Source organism: Sphingobacterium sp. G1-14, from assembly GCF_002196555.1.
Lineage (GTDB): Bacteria > Bacteroidota > Bacteroidia > Sphingobacteriales > Sphingobacteriaceae > Sphingobacterium > Sphingobacterium siyangense.
Genome location: NZ_CP021381.1, coordinates 2791890 through 2808695 on the forward strand (window position 1 = coordinate 2791890; position 16806 = coordinate 2808695).

General features: G+C 41.9%; 16 protein-coding genes and 2 pseudogenes. 5 read left to right on the forward strand and 13 right to left on the reverse strand.

Annotated elements, in window-relative coordinates; all coding sequences use genetic code 11:
* Positions 1 to 18 precede the first annotated feature (18 nt).
* The 4 genes from CBM24_RS11605 to CBM24_RS11620 all read right to left on the reverse strand — a co-directional run bounded on the left by CBM24_RS11605 (position 19) and on the right by CBM24_RS11620 (position 3034).
* Positions 19 to 378 (reverse strand): two-component system response regulator, encoded by a 360-nt coding sequence (locus CBM24_RS11605; RefSeq protein WP_070566565.1) that lies wholly within the window; start codon positions 376 to 378, stop codon positions 19 to 21.
* Between the two features lie 243 nt (positions 379 to 621).
* Positions 622 to 813 carry a cold-shock protein gene (locus tag CBM24_RS11610; protein ID WP_070566563.1) on the reverse strand — a complete coding sequence of 64 codons (192 nt, stop codon included), beginning with the start codon at positions 811 to 813 and terminating at the stop codon, positions 622 to 624.
* Between the two features lie 670 nt (positions 814 to 1483).
* Entirely contained in the window at positions 1484 to 1732 is a 249-nt protein-coding gene (locus CBM24_RS11615; protein WP_088161358.1) for a hypothetical protein, read from the reverse strand.
* 201 nt (positions 1733 to 1933) lie between these two features.
* Complete coding sequence (locus tag CBM24_RS11620) at positions 1934 to 3034, reverse strand: S41 family peptidase (protein ID WP_088161359.1); 1101 nt, start codon at positions 3032 to 3034, stop codon at positions 1934 to 1936.
* A 134-nt stretch (positions 3035 to 3168) separates the two neighbouring features.
* On the opposite strand from CBM24_RS11620, the gene CBM24_RS27910 reads away from it, so the two are divergent.
* A complete protein-coding gene (locus CBM24_RS27910; protein WP_262507995.1) occupies positions 3169 to 3291 on the forward strand; it encodes a hypothetical protein in 123 nt (40 codons plus the stop codon).
* A 241-nt stretch (positions 3292 to 3532) separates the two neighbouring features.
* Here the strand turns inward: CBM24_RS27910 and CBM24_RS11625 are convergent, their stop codons facing one another.
* Entirely contained in the window at positions 3533 to 4573 is a 1041-nt protein-coding gene (locus tag CBM24_RS11625; RefSeq protein WP_088161360.1) for a linear amide C-N hydrolase, read from the reverse strand.
* A gap of 483 nt (positions 4574 to 5056) precedes the next feature.
* Between CBM24_RS11625 and CBM24_RS11630 the strand changes: the two genes are divergently transcribed.
* The 4 genes from CBM24_RS11630 (at position 5057) to CBM24_RS11645 (ending at position 9187) form a co-directional block, all read left to right on the forward strand.
* Positions 5057 to 6430 (forward strand): DUF1800 family protein, encoded by a 1374-nt coding sequence (locus CBM24_RS11630; protein WP_088161361.1) that lies wholly within the window; start codon positions 5057 to 5059, stop codon positions 6428 to 6430.
* Positions 6431 to 6446: 16 nt separating this feature from the next.
* The gene (locus tag CBM24_RS11635; RefSeq protein WP_088161362.1) at positions 6447 to 7640 is read left to right on the forward strand and encodes a DUF1501 domain-containing protein; all 1194 of its coding nucleotides are present in this window, start codon (positions 6447 to 6449) and stop codon (positions 7638 to 7640) included.
* 126 nt (positions 7641 to 7766) lie between these two features.
* Entirely contained in the window at positions 7767 to 8333 is a 567-nt protein-coding gene (locus CBM24_RS11640) for an RNA polymerase sigma factor (RefSeq protein ID WP_088161363.1), read from the forward strand.
* Positions 8334 to 8335: 2 nt separating this feature from the next.
* The gene (locus CBM24_RS11645) at positions 8336 to 9187 is read left to right on the forward strand and encodes an anti-sigma factor domain-containing protein (protein WP_088161364.1); all 852 of its coding nucleotides are present in this window, start codon (positions 8336 to 8338) and stop codon (positions 9185 to 9187) included.
* A 108-nt stretch (positions 9188 to 9295) separates the two neighbouring features.
* Here the strand turns inward: CBM24_RS11645 and CBM24_RS11650 are convergent.
* The 8 genes and pseudogenes from CBM24_RS11650 to CBM24_RS11675 form a co-directional block, all read right to left on the reverse strand.
* A pseudogene (locus tag CBM24_RS11650) lies at positions 9296 to 9664 on the reverse strand (ferritin-like domain-containing protein); the annotation flags it as partial.
* A 23-nt stretch (positions 9665 to 9687) separates the two neighbouring features.
* Positions 9688 to 9852 carry a hypothetical protein gene (locus CBM24_RS27715; protein WP_232475767.1) on the reverse strand — a complete coding sequence of 55 codons (165 nt, stop codon included), beginning with the start codon at positions 9850 to 9852 and terminating at the stop codon, positions 9688 to 9690.
* A gap of 20 nt (positions 9853 to 9872) precedes the next feature.
* A complete protein-coding gene (locus tag CBM24_RS11655; protein ID WP_088161365.1) occupies positions 9873 to 10598 on the reverse strand; it encodes a ferritin-like domain-containing protein in 726 nt (241 codons plus the stop codon).
* Positions 10599 to 10842: 244 nt separating this feature from the next.
* Entirely contained in the window at positions 10843 to 11340 is a 498-nt protein-coding gene (gene msrB / locus CBM24_RS28070; protein ID WP_198386142.1) for a peptide-methionine (R)-S-oxide reductase MsrB, read from the reverse strand.
* Positions 11341 to 11373: 33 nt separating this feature from the next.
* Positions 11374 to 11949, reverse strand: a pseudogene (msrA, locus tag CBM24_RS28075) (peptide-methionine (S)-S-oxide reductase MsrA); the annotation flags it as partial.
* A 273-nt stretch (positions 11950 to 12222) separates the two neighbouring features.
* Complete coding sequence (locus CBM24_RS11665; protein ID WP_088161367.1) at positions 12223 to 14022, reverse strand: chloride channel protein; 1800 nt, start codon at positions 14020 to 14022, stop codon at positions 12223 to 12225.
* 132 nt (positions 14023 to 14154) lie between these two features.
* Positions 14155 to 15330, reverse strand: a complete 1176-nt coding sequence (nhaA, locus tag CBM24_RS11670; protein WP_088161368.1) for a Na+/H+ antiporter NhaA — start codon at positions 15328 to 15330, stop codon at positions 14155 to 14157.
* Complete coding sequence (locus CBM24_RS11675; RefSeq protein WP_088161369.1) at positions 15314 to 16771, reverse strand: alanine/glycine:cation symporter family protein; 1458 nt, start codon at positions 16769 to 16771, stop codon at positions 15314 to 15316. The genes nhaA and CBM24_RS11675 overlap by 17 nt, the downstream gene beginning before the upstream one ends.
* Positions 16772 to 16806: the final 35 nt, after the last annotated feature.

Sequence of the window (16806 nt, forward strand, 5' to 3'; positions counted from 1 at the left end):
GGTATATTTTATGCTGTTTTAACTATTTCTTTTAACCACATCGACCATATGATCTAAATCAAAAGGCTTTTCAATAAAGTCATCGGCCTTACAGTCCGCTGCAACCTTCGCAATATCGTTGGCTGTCGATGTCAGGACAGATGGAAGCTCTTCGGTATCTGGATCAGCTTTGAGTTCCTTGATCACCTCGGATCCTTTTTTACTTCCTTTAATATGGTCATCCACAATAAGAATGTCGGGATCAATATCTGCAAGCTCTTCAATTGGTTCAGTCGTAAGCGATGGAATCACATCAAAACCCTCATCAACTAAGACCTCATCCATGATATTCAAGATATCTTCATTATCTTGAATAACTATAGCCTTCTTTTTCGTCATTTCTATTGAAATTTATCGCGTAAATATAGGAAAAAAGCGGATACAAAAAACAGGGGAACGCGCAATTTTCAGTTCGGAGAAACAGAACAAAAGTAAGGCTATCAGTGAGCTGATAGCAATGTAGGCTATTAGGGGGTTTAGGTCGTCGTTTTTGGCTAATTTTTTAACAAAAAAAAACAGATAACATGAATGTTATCTGCTGAACTTAACTTAAAGAAGTTTTTAAACTTCCTACTTAATTAATTATGCTATTCGCACATTAACTGCGTTAATGCCCTTTTTACCGTTTTCTAGATCGAATGTTACAGTATCGTTTTCACGTACATGATTGATTAAACCTGACGAGTGTACGAAAACATCTTGACCGCCATCTGTTGGTGTAATAAAACCAAAACCTTTGGTGTCATTAAAGAATTTTACTGTTCCTTGTTGCATTGTATATATGTATTAAATTATGTATTTATTAGAACGCTTTTGCAGCATACCTTTCCTTTAACCATACGCGTTAGTAAAGGATAAATCGATCTGTCAACAAAAAATGAAGTTTGCAATTTTTCGTATTGACACTATCAATCTGAAAAAGGCAATTGACTTTATATGTTGATAACAAAATAGCAGCTGGAAAAACGAAGACTGAGCAGAAAGAGTAAACTCAAAAGTGTCAGAAGAAGTAATGGCAGAAGCCTGATTATTATTCAAATGTAGTTATAAATTATTGGAAAACAAAGTTTTTTATTTTCTTCTGCTAATGTCAGCAAGCGCTAGAGGAGAAAGAGTTGCCGCCGATGCGGAGCTGATGCTTTTCTTGCAGAGCCATTTGAACTTGATGATCGCCATGACTTAGTAGAGAAAGTTATGTAAGCGTAGTTTTAGATTTTAAGGTTGAATCAGGCCACTAGGCGATTGAATGAGTTGGAAAAGCAGAAATAGGAAGCGGACCAAACTTAAGGATAGTTTGGTCCGCTAGGTTAAAAAAATATCATGCATTAATAATTCTTACGCATGTTTTTATAGTTATCCTGCTTTGTTATACGTTAGCTCAACGCCATTTTGAAACAATACATGCTATTGATTGCGCATGGGATTATACCTTGATCAAACGCTATTAATGGCTTAATTGTAATTTTCCGATAAAGGGGCGATTATCAATTGTCAGAATAGCTTCTTTAAGGGAATAGCATAGCTGGTAGTTTTCGCTCAGTGCTTTTTTGCTCGCCTCTATTTTGTCGTTTTCAACCTTGTCGACAATCCATGTTGGGTTTAACGGATCTGAATTAAATTTGGTGATTAATACGGTAAATCCTTCTTTCTGAGCACTGATTAAAATATCTTTTGTGATGTCTACTATTTTCATAGTGAGATAATATACGAAAAAAATACGAAAGAGGATGTACTAAGTTTAAATGATAACCTGGTCGACTTGCGGACAATTTTAATAGAAATGTAGCTTCTTTTATGGATCCTGCGCTAAAATTTAAAAGTTTAGAGCCGGGAATATCCGCTGTGATGAAGATTGCAAAAAAAAATAAATGTAACTAAACTTTTTATCTTAATCTTATTTCCCATTGAGGTGGTCGCGCACAAAATTTAGCCAATTCTTAGGGTCAATGGTTTTATCAATAAAGACGTCAGGCTGTAATCCAATGTCATCTACAGGGAAGTCTGGAATACGATAACTTTTAGATAATCCATAGTACAGTTCAATATCGCCACAGGGTGATGTCACGATATTTACATTCGAGATATCAAGCATCCCTTTGGTTGTTCTACCGTATAATTTCACCTTTTTACTTTGCATGGCGGTCAATAGAAATTGCTCTGTCGTGCTCCCGTTATTTTCATTGATAACGATCCCTATGTTTTTGGGATAAGGCTGAATGGTATCCAATTTGGTTATGTTTACTTTTTTATTGAATAAATCGACATACTCACCTTTATTGGCCTGCAATTTTTCGTAGTAGTTTTTGAACGTCTTTTTAGACTCCTCGTCAAAATCGGGGTTTTGACTCAGCTCTAACATGCGTTGATTATTTAAATCTGTCGAATAAAATAATGCACCTACGGTTCTAATCGGCTGCGTGTATAAGAAGGGGATAAGGCTACCATAACTCGCATCACTTCCGCCTGGATTATTTCTGACGTCAATAATAAAATTTTCGGTCGATAAGATGGTCGCTCGGTTGGCCAATATAATGCTGTCAATCGCCTTCTTTTCGGATATTTCAAAATCAGGAATACGGAGGTAAACCGTGTTTTCATTTAATTTTTCGAAAAATGGCTTTGTGGCGTTCAATGGATTTAGGTCCTTTTCAATAGGCTGCTTATTTTGTTCGGTAACTTTTTCGTCTTTTTTTGTTTTTCCAATATAATTTATGCCGATATGTCCATTACGAAAGAAACGGATCCATTGATTGAGTAATGTAGCACATTCCTGATTATTGGGCAATTGTTTTATTTTTTCGAGATACATCTTATTGTGCAACTCATAGGCATCCCGGCCCTTTTTGCTGATGATGTATTGAAAACCGGCATCATTCTCTTCAAACGTTTTTTTTACCCACAAAAAATTGGATTCACAATTGCAGTTTTGAGCGAAATTTAGGATAGGTAAACTTAGCAATAGCCATAAAAATAGGACGCGTGTGTTCAGGTGCATAATCAAAATTGTTAATAATTGTCGATTGCACAAATATAGACTAAAAATGGAAAATACCCTCGTAACCGAACAAAAGATTATTCAGGATGTCAAGGCCCCATTTTTTAGCTACATTTACTTAAAATCTGATCCTAATGGATAAACTGAATTACTCGGGGCAGACACCATTTAATGAACACCACAGTTATACAGGAGTACTAAGTGCACCCGAATCCATCCATTATTTACATGGGATGGTAGGGTCATGTACAGATTGAAAGTTAACAGAGCTTGGAAAACGACAACATTGATCCTGGACAAAAAGGGGAACATCCGTTTTCGAAAGGGTGGGATTTGAAGGTGAGAAGCTACTGCAGAGCCTCGATGCCATGATCGAATACCTGAAAGAACTGGAGCACTAATTTGTTGGATTCCATGTAGCTGTTCGCAAATGTGCTGTTTCATTGAGATAGTAATACGACAACATCAATGAAACAGCAATTGCTTATATCATATCGATCACAACCCCATAAATTTAAAAGGTTGTACTTTTTTTAGGTGTTCATTGCTCAATCCAGTATAGTTTTTGTTTTGTTCCACATCAAGTTTAAGAACCTGACCTTTTTCGCTCAGATCCAGATCTTTTAGATTGATCCAAAAGGTACCCGGAGTGGTTACTGTTTCAAAATAGTAAACCAAATCTTTATGATCTGCTACAGAACGCCAACGTGTCGTCGAGATATTGGGTTCTTCCTTGGAGGAAATTCCATAAGGAACAGAACAGTTGCGAATTACGCTAAACACACTTGCAACGGATTTCCTCACGTCATCGGTCTGTGGAATTGCATCAATATAAAAGGAAGCACGCACAAATCGGTCTGCCGCACGGTTGGTACAAGGCAACATGATAGTACCTGGAATTCCCCGCCAATAATTATTGAGTGCCAGCTGCTCTTCAAAGATCGGCGAGTTTGTCATCACGACGTATTTCGGGTCGTGGTGTATCACAAGCTTTCCGTTGATGTATTCAAATATGGCGTTGTCGCCAGATTTATCGGATAATGATAAATGGAGTGTCGTAAACCGTTGTGTAGCCGGGATATAGTCGCTGACTAAGACGAAAGGTTCGCTTTTAAGAGCATCTACGGCCTCTGCTACCGAAGCATAGTTATCTAATATATACTGTGCCCAAGCGGCAATGGTCAATCCGGGCTTCTGTCCTTTTGGATCGAATTTGGGATATTGGGATTCGGCTAGCCAAAGGACATTGGCTACAAGGCCAGTCTCATTCAAGCCATCTGTAGTGGCCATGTCCCAGGCACTCGCAATGACACTGCCATATTTTGAAGTCCATTTGACGGAAAGGGGACCCACTTCTCCATTTCGTTTCATCCCTTTTGGAAACACCCACAGATTAACGGGTATTTCATCCCGCCAGTCCATACTTCGGGCGGTAAGGACAGTTTGATTGGGCCCTTTATATACAACGCGTGTGCATGCATCGGTTTTGCGATAGACAAAACAAAAAACCAGCACTAAAACAATTAAGATTCTTTTCATTTTCTTAAATTTATATGATTAAAATGTATTCCTATGTTGGTCTATAATCCCGTAGCTCAATTCGCCTGCTGCTACATTTAACTTATTTAAGTCTATTTCTGTTAATTGGGATAATTATCATTGCCATAATAACTAATTTTCCCCTCTTTTTGTTTGTCCTAACCGTCAAATTTTGGGTAGCTTAATATTAAATTAACACTGGAGAATAATAATCTTCGTAATTGTACTCTTGGCTGCCATTCGCGACGATAATAGGGCATGCCGAAGAAAATATAATCCTTTATTCGCCCGCTACAGCTTAAGTATATTTAATGTCATGTGGCTGGTCCTGAATGTGGAAGCACTCAATGGAATAGAAAACAAGTTTGAAAAGTATTGTCTTGGTAGTCACTTTGTTAATTTAGCTTAATTTTTGTTAAATCGAATCTTCCTGTAAGCAAACATTTATAAATAATTCGTTATTTAGGTATAAAAGGAAACACGATGATGTCCGATTTTAAAAAAAATATGCACTTGGCAAATCGCGCCGGATTTGGGATGAGCCTACAGCAGATTACCGTTTTTGAACAGCAGTCTACCGCAGTCCTCTGGAAGCAATATGCTCAGGAACATGAATTTCATCCCATCAGTTTCAATACGGAGCAGACCAACGTCGACTACACGGCGCTTTCCAAGTTGAATGCAGCAGACAAAAAGCAGGTACAACAGCTCAATCGAAAGCGTAATATTGAGATCAACCTTAATTTCCTGAATGAAATGGTGCATAGCGAAGATCAGCTCAGGGAGAAGATGGCCTTTTTTTGGCATGGACATTTTGCTAGCCGGGTTATCAACGCCAATTTTAGCGCCCATATCCTCAACGAAATCAGAAAAAATGCGCTTGGAAGTTTTCGGGATCTGCTGTTCGCCGTTTCCAAAACTCCGGCTATGCTCAATTTCCTCAACAACCAGCAGAATAAAAAAGACCATCCCAATGAAAACTTTGCCCGGGAAGTGATGGAGCTCTTTACGATGGGGCGTGGCAACTATACGGAATCGGATGTGAAGGAAGCTGCGCGTGCATTTACGGGCTGGTCATACGATAAGGATGGCCAGTTCTTGGTGCGTAAAAAGTTTCATGACTCCGGCAGCAAAACATTTTTGGGAAAAACCGGAAATTTCGACGGTAATGCTATCCTGGAAATTATCTTGGAGCAGCCCGCTACGGCCCGTTTTATCACCGAAAAGCTTTACCGTTTTCTGGTCAACGAACAAGTGGATCAGGATATCGTCGACACGTTGAGTAAAGATTTCTTCGATTCAGGATATGATATCAGGCGATTGCTAGACCGTGTATTTACGGCAGCCTGGTTTTACGACTCCAAAAATGTGGGCAACAAAATAAAGTCACCGGTGGAACTCATGGCTGGTATTATGCGTATGCTGCCCATGGACATCGCGATTCCTGAAAACCTGATTGTTTATCAAAAGCTGTTGGGACAGATGCTCCTGTATCCGCCGAATGTAGCGGGATGGCCATCGGGAAAAGCCTGGATCGACAGCTCTACCTTATTGCTCCGGATGCAACTACCGCAGATATGGACCGGCCTGCGGCCGCTGGATCTTGACGCGCAGAATGACGACGACCTTGATATGGGGATGAAGCAGTCGCGGGCCATGGCTAAAGCCTATAAAAACCCAAAAATTTCCATTGACTGGGCTGGGGTCGAGGCTGTATTTGCCGATCGGGATCCCTTTGAGCTCCTGCTGCAGCAGCAACCTTCCTTTGGTAAGGCACTGCGCGATAGCTACGCTGGCGGAAGCCGCCGTAGGACTATTATTGAAGTAATGAGTATCCCCGAATATCAACTCTGTTAATCGTAATAAGAAAGCCATGATCATCAAAAGACGCCAATTTCTCAAAGCAGGTTCACTTGCAACAGCATCACTGCTGCTGCCCAATTTCTTAAAAGCCATGTCTTTGCCCGAAGCGCTGGAAAGGGGGCAAAAGGTGTTGGTCATCTTGCAGCTTAGTGGCGGCAATGATGGGCTGAATACCATTGTTCCGATGCGCAATGATATCTATTTTCGGGAAAGGCAGACGATTGCGGTCGATAATGCACTAACGCTCACAGATGAAGCGGGCATTCATCCGGCTTTACCTTTTTTCAAGACACTTTATGATCGTGGCGAACTGGCCGTACTCAACAATGTCGGCTATCCTGATCCCAATAAATCGCATTTCCGCAGCATGGATATATGGCATAGTGCGAGCCGAAGCGACGAGTATCTGGAGAGCGGCTGGATAGGTCGCTACCTCGACCAGGCCTGTTACGACTGCGTTCATCCGACGCAGGCGCTCGAAGTGAATGATATGCTGAGCCTTGCCCTCAAGGGAAAACAGAAAAAAGCGTTTGCGTTTAAAGACCCCAAGAAGCTTTATCAGACCAGCCGTGAAGAGTACTTTAATGCACTCTATCAGGAACATCAGCATCAACATGAAGAGGAGACAGTCGCCTATCTGTATCAGACACTGGGCGATACGATCAATAATGCCGACTATATTTTTGAACAGAGTAAAGCCAGGAAGACCGCAGCAGCGTACCCCGATTCGGTGCTTGGAAAGGATCTGAAGACGATATCCTCGTTGATTAAATCAGATATCAATACACAGGTATACTATCTGCAGATCGGTAGTTTTGATACGCATATCAATCAGCAGCAGCGGCAGGAGAGTCTATTCCACATCATCAACGATGCCGTGGAGGCGTTTGTGGACGACCTCAAGAAAAATGGCCTTTTTCAGCATGTCATGCTGATGACCTTTTCGGAGTTTGGTCGCAGGGTGGCCCAGAATGCCAGCAATGGCACGGACCATGGCACGGCCAACCAACTTTTTTTTCTATCTGGAGGATTGAAAAAACAGGGCCTGCTCAACGCGCTGCCCGACCTGACCCAGCTCAATGAGGGGGATCTCCAGTATACGGAAGATTTTCGAAAAGTATATGCTACACTATTGAAAAAATGGCTCGATGCAGATTCAGCCAAAATATTGGGTTGGAAAAATGGGATTTATGATTTTATTTAAAAAACACCTTCTTATGAGTAGGTATTTATACGCTTTTTTTTTCGATAAATAGTTTTATGCCTGAATTGTGTGATGGGCTTTGATTTACAGGATTTATTAGAGATATTAGTGCTATAAACTTAAAATTTGAGTCCATTACACAACCTTTCGGAAGAAACATTGATTCTTTTGCTTAAGAAAAAGAACCAGCAGGCCTTTAGCTATCTCTACGATAACTATGCGGACGCCTTGTATGGCGTAGTTTGCCGGATTGTAACTTCTGTTGAGCACGCAGAGGAAGTTATTCAGGATGTTTTTGTTAAGATCTGGAAACATGTTGATCATTTCGATGCAGAAAAGGGAAGGTTATATACATGGATGATCAATATTGCGCGTAACGCCGCTCTGGACTACCAGAAATCTAAGCGTGCAAAGAATGAATTGAAAAACCAACCGCTCTCCAATATCGTAAATAGAGAAGAGGAGCTAGATCGAAGTCAGAATGAACGGAATGCACGGGCAGATTTTATTGGATTTAAAAATGTTTTAGATAACTTAAAGCCCGAATGCCGTATTATGATTGAAATGGCCTACTATGAAGGATATACCCAACAGGAAATCGCACAACAGCTCGATATTCCTTTGGGGACCATAAAAACACGGACTAAAGCTGCGTTTTTACATTTAAAAAATTTATTAAAAGAATATCGTTAATTTTGGATATCGAAGCTTACATATCATCTGGGATTATTGAATCGTATGTGTTAGGACTCGCTTCCGAAGAGGAAGTCAGTATCCTGAACTGTATTCGTAAAAATAATTCCGCAGTGGATGAAGCAGTAATCGAAGCTGAAAAAATGCTCGAGAACTTGGCTGAGATCCAAGCGGTGGCAATGCCTATTTCCCTGAAGGTAAAGATCTGGGCTAGGCTTGAAGATGAAAACCTCGTTGCGAAGAATGATTCAGCAGATCTTCCTCCCACGCTGATTACTTCATCGGATGAATATGATAAGTCACTAAAAAATTCCAGCACTGAAGAGCAGACGGCTCAGATCGTATCGCTAAGATCTTATGGGTGGGCAATCGCAGCAAGTGTTTTGCTTGCGCTTAGTGCTGGTGCAAATCTATTCTTTTATCAGCAGCAACAACAGGATAGACAGATGCTTGCTCAAACGAATACACAACTAAATTCGAAGCAAACTACCTTAGCTGTATTGCAGGACAAATGGGCACTCATTCAGAACCCGGCCATTAAAACGATTTCTTTAAAAGGGGTTGAGACCAAACCAGATTTGCACGCACTAGTTTACTGGGACCAGCATTCTAAAGCAGTTTACTTGAGTCTTGAGCATATGCCCGTTCCTCCCAAGGGTAAACAGTATCAGCTCTGGGCCATGGTAGACGGACAGCCGGTCAGTGCTGGTGTATTTCCGGTGGCTGCCAGCAATCAGATGGCCAGTAAAATGCTTGATGTTGCCAAAGCACAGGCCTTCGCCATTACGTTGGAGGATGAAGGTGGAAAACCTAGTCCTACGCTAACAGAGCTCTGCGTGATGGGAAATATTTAGCCCTTATTCTCTTAAATTTTTTACTGTCGGTCAGGATTTAATAGCACGAAAAAGCCCCAATTTGTAAACCAAACCGGGGCCGTTTTCACAGGTAGATTAAGACTTTTGTTAAGCTTTGATAAATAAACCTGCAATATTAAGTACAGCTTCTGCGGTTAATGGCTCATCAAAAGATTGTGTTGCTGCACTAGTTGAGATTTTCCCCATCGAGCCAGACAGCGAAGTTATGTCAACGCCTGCTTGCTTTACATTATCTTCACCTGCATAAATAGGATCTACGGCGGCACCGATACCCGTATCGTTGGCTCCCGTAATCCAAGGCTTTTGATTTGCGGCACCACCGCCGCGTGCGCGGCGCATCTGCCGGATATGGGAGGCATGCCTCGCTTCAACAGAGTGGATCTGTAATGCAGCAGTAAGAACAATGCGGTTGCCAAGCAAGATGCCTGCCTGTCCCTTATATGCTCTCACTCCCGTATCTTCAAATGCCTGAGCAACCGCTAAAAATGTATCATAATCGCTAAAGACATTTCCAAATGTGCCGCCAGCGTTACTTTTTTACTCATGGAAGCTAGATTTTTAATTGCTTCGCGACGTGGGCTGATGCGATCGCTAAACTCAGGATCTACAGCATTTATTTGTTCAAAAACGTTTAAAAGATTCATGATAATTGAGTTTTGGGTGATTAATAAGTGGGTAGATCCGATACATCGATTTTCGATTTGATAAACGGTGCTGCAGCACTCAGTACGACACTAGGGCTTTTTGCAACATCAAGACCATTGGAATCCACAACTTCCATATTGGCAAAACTGCCATTGTCTATCATGTCACGTACCCAAGCAGCATGCCGCGCTTCAACCGAAACGATCTTGCCTGCCAATAACAGGTAATTAGGATCTTTAATAAGCCATCCTGCACCGTTATATGCTGAAACGCCCAGATCCTCAAATGTTTTGGCCGTTGCCAGGACATTTTCCCGACTACTGAAATTAATACCCGAAAGATTTAAATCAAGGCTGGAGATTGCTTTGGCACCCAGTGCAACTTTAAAAAATTCGCGATGGGCAATCTCATGATCACGGATATCTGTAAAGAATGCCTTTTCCATATCGGTCATTCCCGTGTAGGGGTTATTGACCAATTGAATGTAAAAGGCGGCTTCAAGCTGTTCGAGCGCGTATGCGTAGTTGAGAATAGCAATATCGCCACTACCAAAATATAGACCCTTACCACCATTATCCATACCGTCATCATGATCTTTTTTACAACTGGACATACCCAGGATGGCTAATGATGCAGCACTAGCGCCTGCAAATTTTAGGAAATCCCTTCTGCGAAGATCCCTTTTTTCAATTTCGCTATTGGAATGAAATAGCGAATCATTGTGGGGCTTTGTTGTCTTTTCCATAACAAAAGTCTTTAAGTTTTATAATTTTCTGTACTTATAACCATTTACGACTTTTTGGATAGCTTGGATTTAATAATTCTATTTTTTTTAATTTTTTTTTGATGTAGGTTTTAGCTGTTGTAAATAACGATCGTTTTACATGTAAGCGGATCGCTTATTACGGTACTGTTCGGGGTAGCAGCGCACAAAAAAACTGATGCAGGCTTGCATCAGTTTTTGCTAAGAGCCTTTTAAGCTATACCATTTACTTCTTGGCTAGCAAGGGCAAATATTTTTCATAACCCTTGGCTTTCATTTCTTCTTTAGGCACAAATTGGAGAGAAGCACTATTGATGCAATAGCGTAGCCCCCCTTTGTTGGCAGGGCCGTCATCAAAGACATGTCCTAGGTGAGCGTCGCCAGTTTTGCTACGTACTTCCGTGCGGCGCATGCCATGGGAATTATCAGCTAATTCTTCGACTAAGTCTGCATTGATCGGTTTGGAAAAGCTGGGCCATCCGCAGCCTGATTCAAACTTGTCGGTCGAGACAAATAGCGGTTCACCGGTAGTAATATCTACATAAATGCCATCTCTGAACTCATCATTATATGCGTTATCAAAGGCACGCTCGGTTGCCTGATTTTGTGTTACATCATATTGTAGTGCTGTAAGTTCTTTTTTAAGTGTGCTCTTGTCCCTTCTTTTGTAGGTTGGTGACACAACTGTATCTTTGGTGGGAGAAGGATTGGCTTTGCGAGCCATCTCGAATAATTCCGGATCAATATGGCAGTAGCCCCCTGGATTTTTGTCGAGATATTTTTGATGGTATGTCTCAGCGTTGTAGTAGTTTTGTAAGGGTTCCAGTTCAACAACTATTTTTGCCGGATATTTTTTGGCCAGTTCGGCAAGGCTTTCCTTGATAACCGGAATTGCTGAATCATTTGTATAGTAAATACCGGTACGATATTGTGTTCCGATATCGTTTCCTTGCTTATTGAGCGAGGTCGGGTCGATAGTCTTTAGGAATAAATCTACGAGCAGCTTTAAGTCAACGACTTGTGGATCGTAAGTGACTTTGACAGTCTCCGCAAAGCCTGTTTTTCCTGTGGAAACCTGCTCATAGCTTGGGTTTTTTAGATTGCCATTGGCATAACCAACTTCGGTAGCGGTCACCCCGCGGACCTGCTTAAGAAAATGCTCCGTACCCCAAAAACATCCCCCTGCAAAATAAATAACCTGATCTTTCTCACCAGGAGGGCTCATAGCTTGTTTTTTAATTATTTTGGAATCATCAGTTTTCTGCGAAAAACCAAATTTGCTGAGCATAAATAAGCCTAATCCTAGTAATAATAATAAAAATACCTGTTTCATAGCGTTTCTCCATTCTTGTTTTTTAATATACGATGTAAAGATCCAGATCGGTTTTAATCAATTTAAAAATTGGGATTCTTTGCTTCGTTATTGGTAAGATATAGCTGGTTATGAAATTCCATAAAGATCGATAGAGCGTTTTAGGATGATGGTACTTTTTTTACCTGAAGCAGACAATACGATACAGTTACCGATAGAAATCTATAGTTGAGTTGCTAAAAGTTGACGGATAGTGCTTCCCATTTTTAAACTTAAATGGATGTTTATTGTTTCCTATTCGAGATAATGCCCCTGGCGGATTAGCAATGCCCGATATTTATTAAACACACTTGATTTTGACACAAAACCCATATACTTATTCTCAAGTCCGAGCACAGGTAGGATCCAGGTATCTTCTTTATTCATTTTGTTCATCACGGATTCCATATTTTCATTTATCAGCACAATATCATTGGGTTTCTGGGCGAGTTTTTCAAAGGTACTTTCCAGTCCTTCCAATTCGCCAAGTAGAATCGAGAATAGATATTCGCTGTTGACCAGCCCGATGAATTTGCCATCATGGCTCACAATAGGAAATATATTTCGTTTGCTATGAATAATATCGTGCTGCCTAGATTTAGGGGTTTCATCGGGACGTAAAATCACAAAGTTGGTTTCCAGAACGTATTTGATGCGCATCATGCTCAATACGGAACGGTCTTTATCTTCATAAGATATTAGGTCTCCCGATTCTGCGAGCACTTTGGTATAGATCGAATGTTTGAGCACTGTTCTATTGATAAGGTAAGATATCGAACAGACAAGCATCAAAGGAACCATCAATGTATAGCCTCCGGTCACCTCTGCAATAAGGAACATGCCGGTTAAAGGTGCATGCATGATGCCGCTCAGGGCACCGGCCATGCCAGCTACGACAAAATTAGGAACGTTCAGCTCTGCAAACCCTGTCAGATTGATTCCATAAGAAAATGCAAAGCCCATTAGTCCACCCATAACCAGACTTGGGCCGAATACGCCACCATTGCCACCACCATTCAGGGTAAAAAGTGCGGCAAATGATTTTCCGAAGAGCGTCAATAGGGTATAACCGAATACTACGAAACCCATATTGTGGTATTCGGAGAATAAACTATTCTTGACAATTGCGTTGAACTGCCCATTCAAAATTTGCTGTATGGTCAGATAGCCCTCGCCGTATAGCGCAGGAAATACCAGGATCATAAGACCCAGCGCAACACCGCTCACCCATACCTTGTTATAAGGGTTTTTGATTTTCCGAAACCATTGGTTGACAACAACAGATACGCGCGCAAAATATACGGTGTATAAGCCTATCAGTACAGCCATTAGCAGGTAGAAGAATAAGGCGGATACCTGCCAGTAGGAATTAAAGTTCGTAAATAGGGGTTCACTGTAGAGCAGCCGCGAAACCACCGATGCCATTGCAGAGGAAATTAGCAGTGGAATAAACACAGGGATGGAAAATTCGGGTAGCAGAATTTCAATGGCAAAGATCATTCCTGCCAAAGGACTATTAAATGCGCCAGCAATACCTGCAGCTGCGCCGCAGGCCAGTAGCATGGTCACTTCTTTATATTGTAATCCAAAAAAACGCGCAATGTTTGAACCAATAGAAGATCCGCCCAAGGCAACGGGAGCCTCCAAACCACAGGAACCTCCAAATCCGACAGTGATCGCTGAAGTCACCACCTGTGAATAAATATTACTGGGATCCAGTCGGCTTCCTTTTCGGCTGATAGCGTAGATAATGGGTGTTATGCCATGTTCTATCTTTTTGCCTTTGATAAATTTTCGGACAAATAATACACTCAGCAGAATACCGATCAACGGAAAAACCAGATACAAAGAATACTTTAATTTCCAGTCAATATCGTTCTGAATACTGGTCGCAATAAAATGAGTCAGTCTTTTTAAAACGGATGCCATGAGTCCACCAACAATACCGACCAAAAAGGCCAAGATGATGATAAAGTTCCGATTCGAAACTTTTCTCATACGCCATTGGTTGATATGGTCTATTTTTTTATAGAAAGTCTTTTTAAAATTTGCCATTTTTGAAATATTCAGCACACTAACTTACGCACAGATGAAGTAGCGTGCGCCAATATAGTCATTATTGCAAGCAAATAATTTGTATCGTCTTATAGTAGGTATTAATACTAACGTATTGTTACATAAATAGGCTTATACACGACTTTTTTTGCCGAACACCGACAATACCAAATAACCTAAAATTCCCGCCAGCAGTGAGGTCAGCAGAATCGATAACTTCGCTTCTTTGATATGCAGCGCATCGCTGAAGGACAGGATGGAAATAAATATAGACATCGTAAAGCCAATTCCAGCCAATAAACCCACACCCAGGATATGTTTGAATGAGCTTCCTTCCGGTAGACTACTAATCCCAAGTTTAGAGCAGACAAAAGTCATGATTAAAATGCCCAACGGCTTGCCCAGTAATAAGCCAAGGCTAATACCTAGCCCCATCGGCGCCACCAATCCTGTAAGCATTTCACTTTCAATGCTGATATTGGTATTGGCAAATGCAAATAAGGGTATAATAAAAAAATTAACAGGCTTGACAAGCGCATGCTCCAGACGTTCTAAGGGCGACTCAACATCTGTATCATTGGTCGGGATAGTCATCGCCACCATCACACCAGCAATAGTAGCATGTATACCCGAATGATGAATAAAATACCAGATAAATACACCTGGTATCAGATACAGATAGGGGTTTTGTATATTCATGCGGTTCATGACAAACAGAATAACCATACCGATCCCGGCATACAGTAAGTAGGTGGTTTCAATACCTGAAGAATAGAAAAAAGCAATCACCAAAATGGCGATCAGATCGTCCACGATAGCCAAAGCGGCCAAAAATACCTTTAAACTTGCTGGAATCCGGTTACCTAGCATACCGATTACGGCCAATGCAAAGGCGATATCTGTCGCCATGGGTATACCCCAGCCACCTGCTGTCGCCTGCCCTGAATTGAAGCTTAAAAAGATGAGCGCCGGTACAATGGCGCCACCAATAGCGCAAAGGATCGGGAGCGATGCTTGTTTAGGCGAGGAGAGTTCGCCTTCCACGATCTCACGCTTGATCTCCAGTCCCACGAGCAGAAAAAAGATAGCCATTAATCCATCATTGATCCAAAGCAGTGTGCTATATTTTAAATGTACGGTGTCAGAATCGAAACCAAAGGGTGTATCCAAAAATGATTGCAGCCCAGGACCAGCTGCGGTATTGGCTACGATGAGGGATAAAATGACGCAGATAAATAATAAAATGCCGCCAGCGTTACTTGACTTGAAAAAATTTTTAAATACGGTAAGATTAATCAATTGGCTCATGGTGTTGCGTGTTCTTTTTGGACCATAGGTCCATGTTCGGAAACTGAAATTTGGAATTGTCGAATACAGGGTCTTTCTTGGACTTCTGCTGCTCGCGATAGTCTGCATAAATAGCGACAACTTTTTTGTGAAGCAGGAGTATTGCAATCAGGTTGAGCCAAGCCATAAGCCCGACACCAATGTCGCCCAGTGTCCAGGCAGATTTGGCTGTACTGATACATCCGACATAGGTAGATACTAATATGAGCAGTCGCAGAATCCAGATAAGCACGGTTTTATGTTGTTTTTTTCGGCTAACAAAGCTGATGTTGGTTTCGGCGATATAGTAATAAGCCATAATGGTCGTGAACGCAAAAAAGGCCAGCGACAACGCGACGAAAGCATTTCCAATGCTGGGGAAATGATGTGAAACGGCCTGTTGGGTAAAGGCGGGTCCCATTTCCGTCGCCGGAAGATGTTGGACGAGAAATCCTCCGGCTGGATTTTCAACATTATATTGCCCTGTAAAGAGAATCATCAAAGCTGTTGCGGTGCACACAAACATGGTGTCGACGTAAACAGAAAACCCCTGTACCAGGCCTTGCTTGATCGGATGGGATACCTCGGCTGCTGCCGCCGCATGTGGTGCTGTGCCCTGTCCGGCCTCGTTGCTATAGATACCCCGTTTAACACCCCATGAAATTGCCATGCCGGCAATTGCGCCGAAAGTAGCTTCCATGTTCAAGGCAGATTTTACTATCAGGGCGATAACGCCGGGGATCTCCGTAAAATTGAGGGCAATAATAACTAGAGCCATAAGAATATAGGCGCCCGCCATAAACGGTACAACATATTCGGCAACGGTGCTGATCCGCTTTACTCCACCGATGATAATAATCGCCAATAGTCCGGCAATAGCCAATCCGGTGATACTCGGCGACACATGGAAAGCGGACTCGACTGCTGCGCTGATACTGTTGCTCTGCACTCCGGGCAATAAAAATCCGGTGCTGATGATCGTCACAATCGCAAAGGTCCAGGCAAAAGTCTTGGATCGCAATCCTTTTAGGATATAGAATGCAGGTCCGCCGCGGTATTCGCCATCGTTGACCTCTTTATACATCTGACCAAGGGTAGCTTCGACAATAGCCGAGGCGCTGCCTAAAAACGCAATTACCCACATCCAAAAAATAGCGCCCGGCCCGCCCATGGCGATTGCTGTGGCAACACCAGCAATATTACCGGTACCTACGCGGCCTGAAATAGCAAGCGAAAAGGCCTGAAAGGAGGAAATGCCTTTGTCGGAACTGTCGCCATTAAAAAGCAGACGGATCATTTCCCGTATTTGCATCAGCTGAGGGCAGCGGAAGCGTACGGTAAAATATATCCCCGTTAGCAGGCAAAGGTACACCAGAGCGTCGCTCCAGATGATATCATAAATTTTATTGATTATTACGTCCATGTTGTATCATTGAATTCATAGGCCGCCTAAAAGTA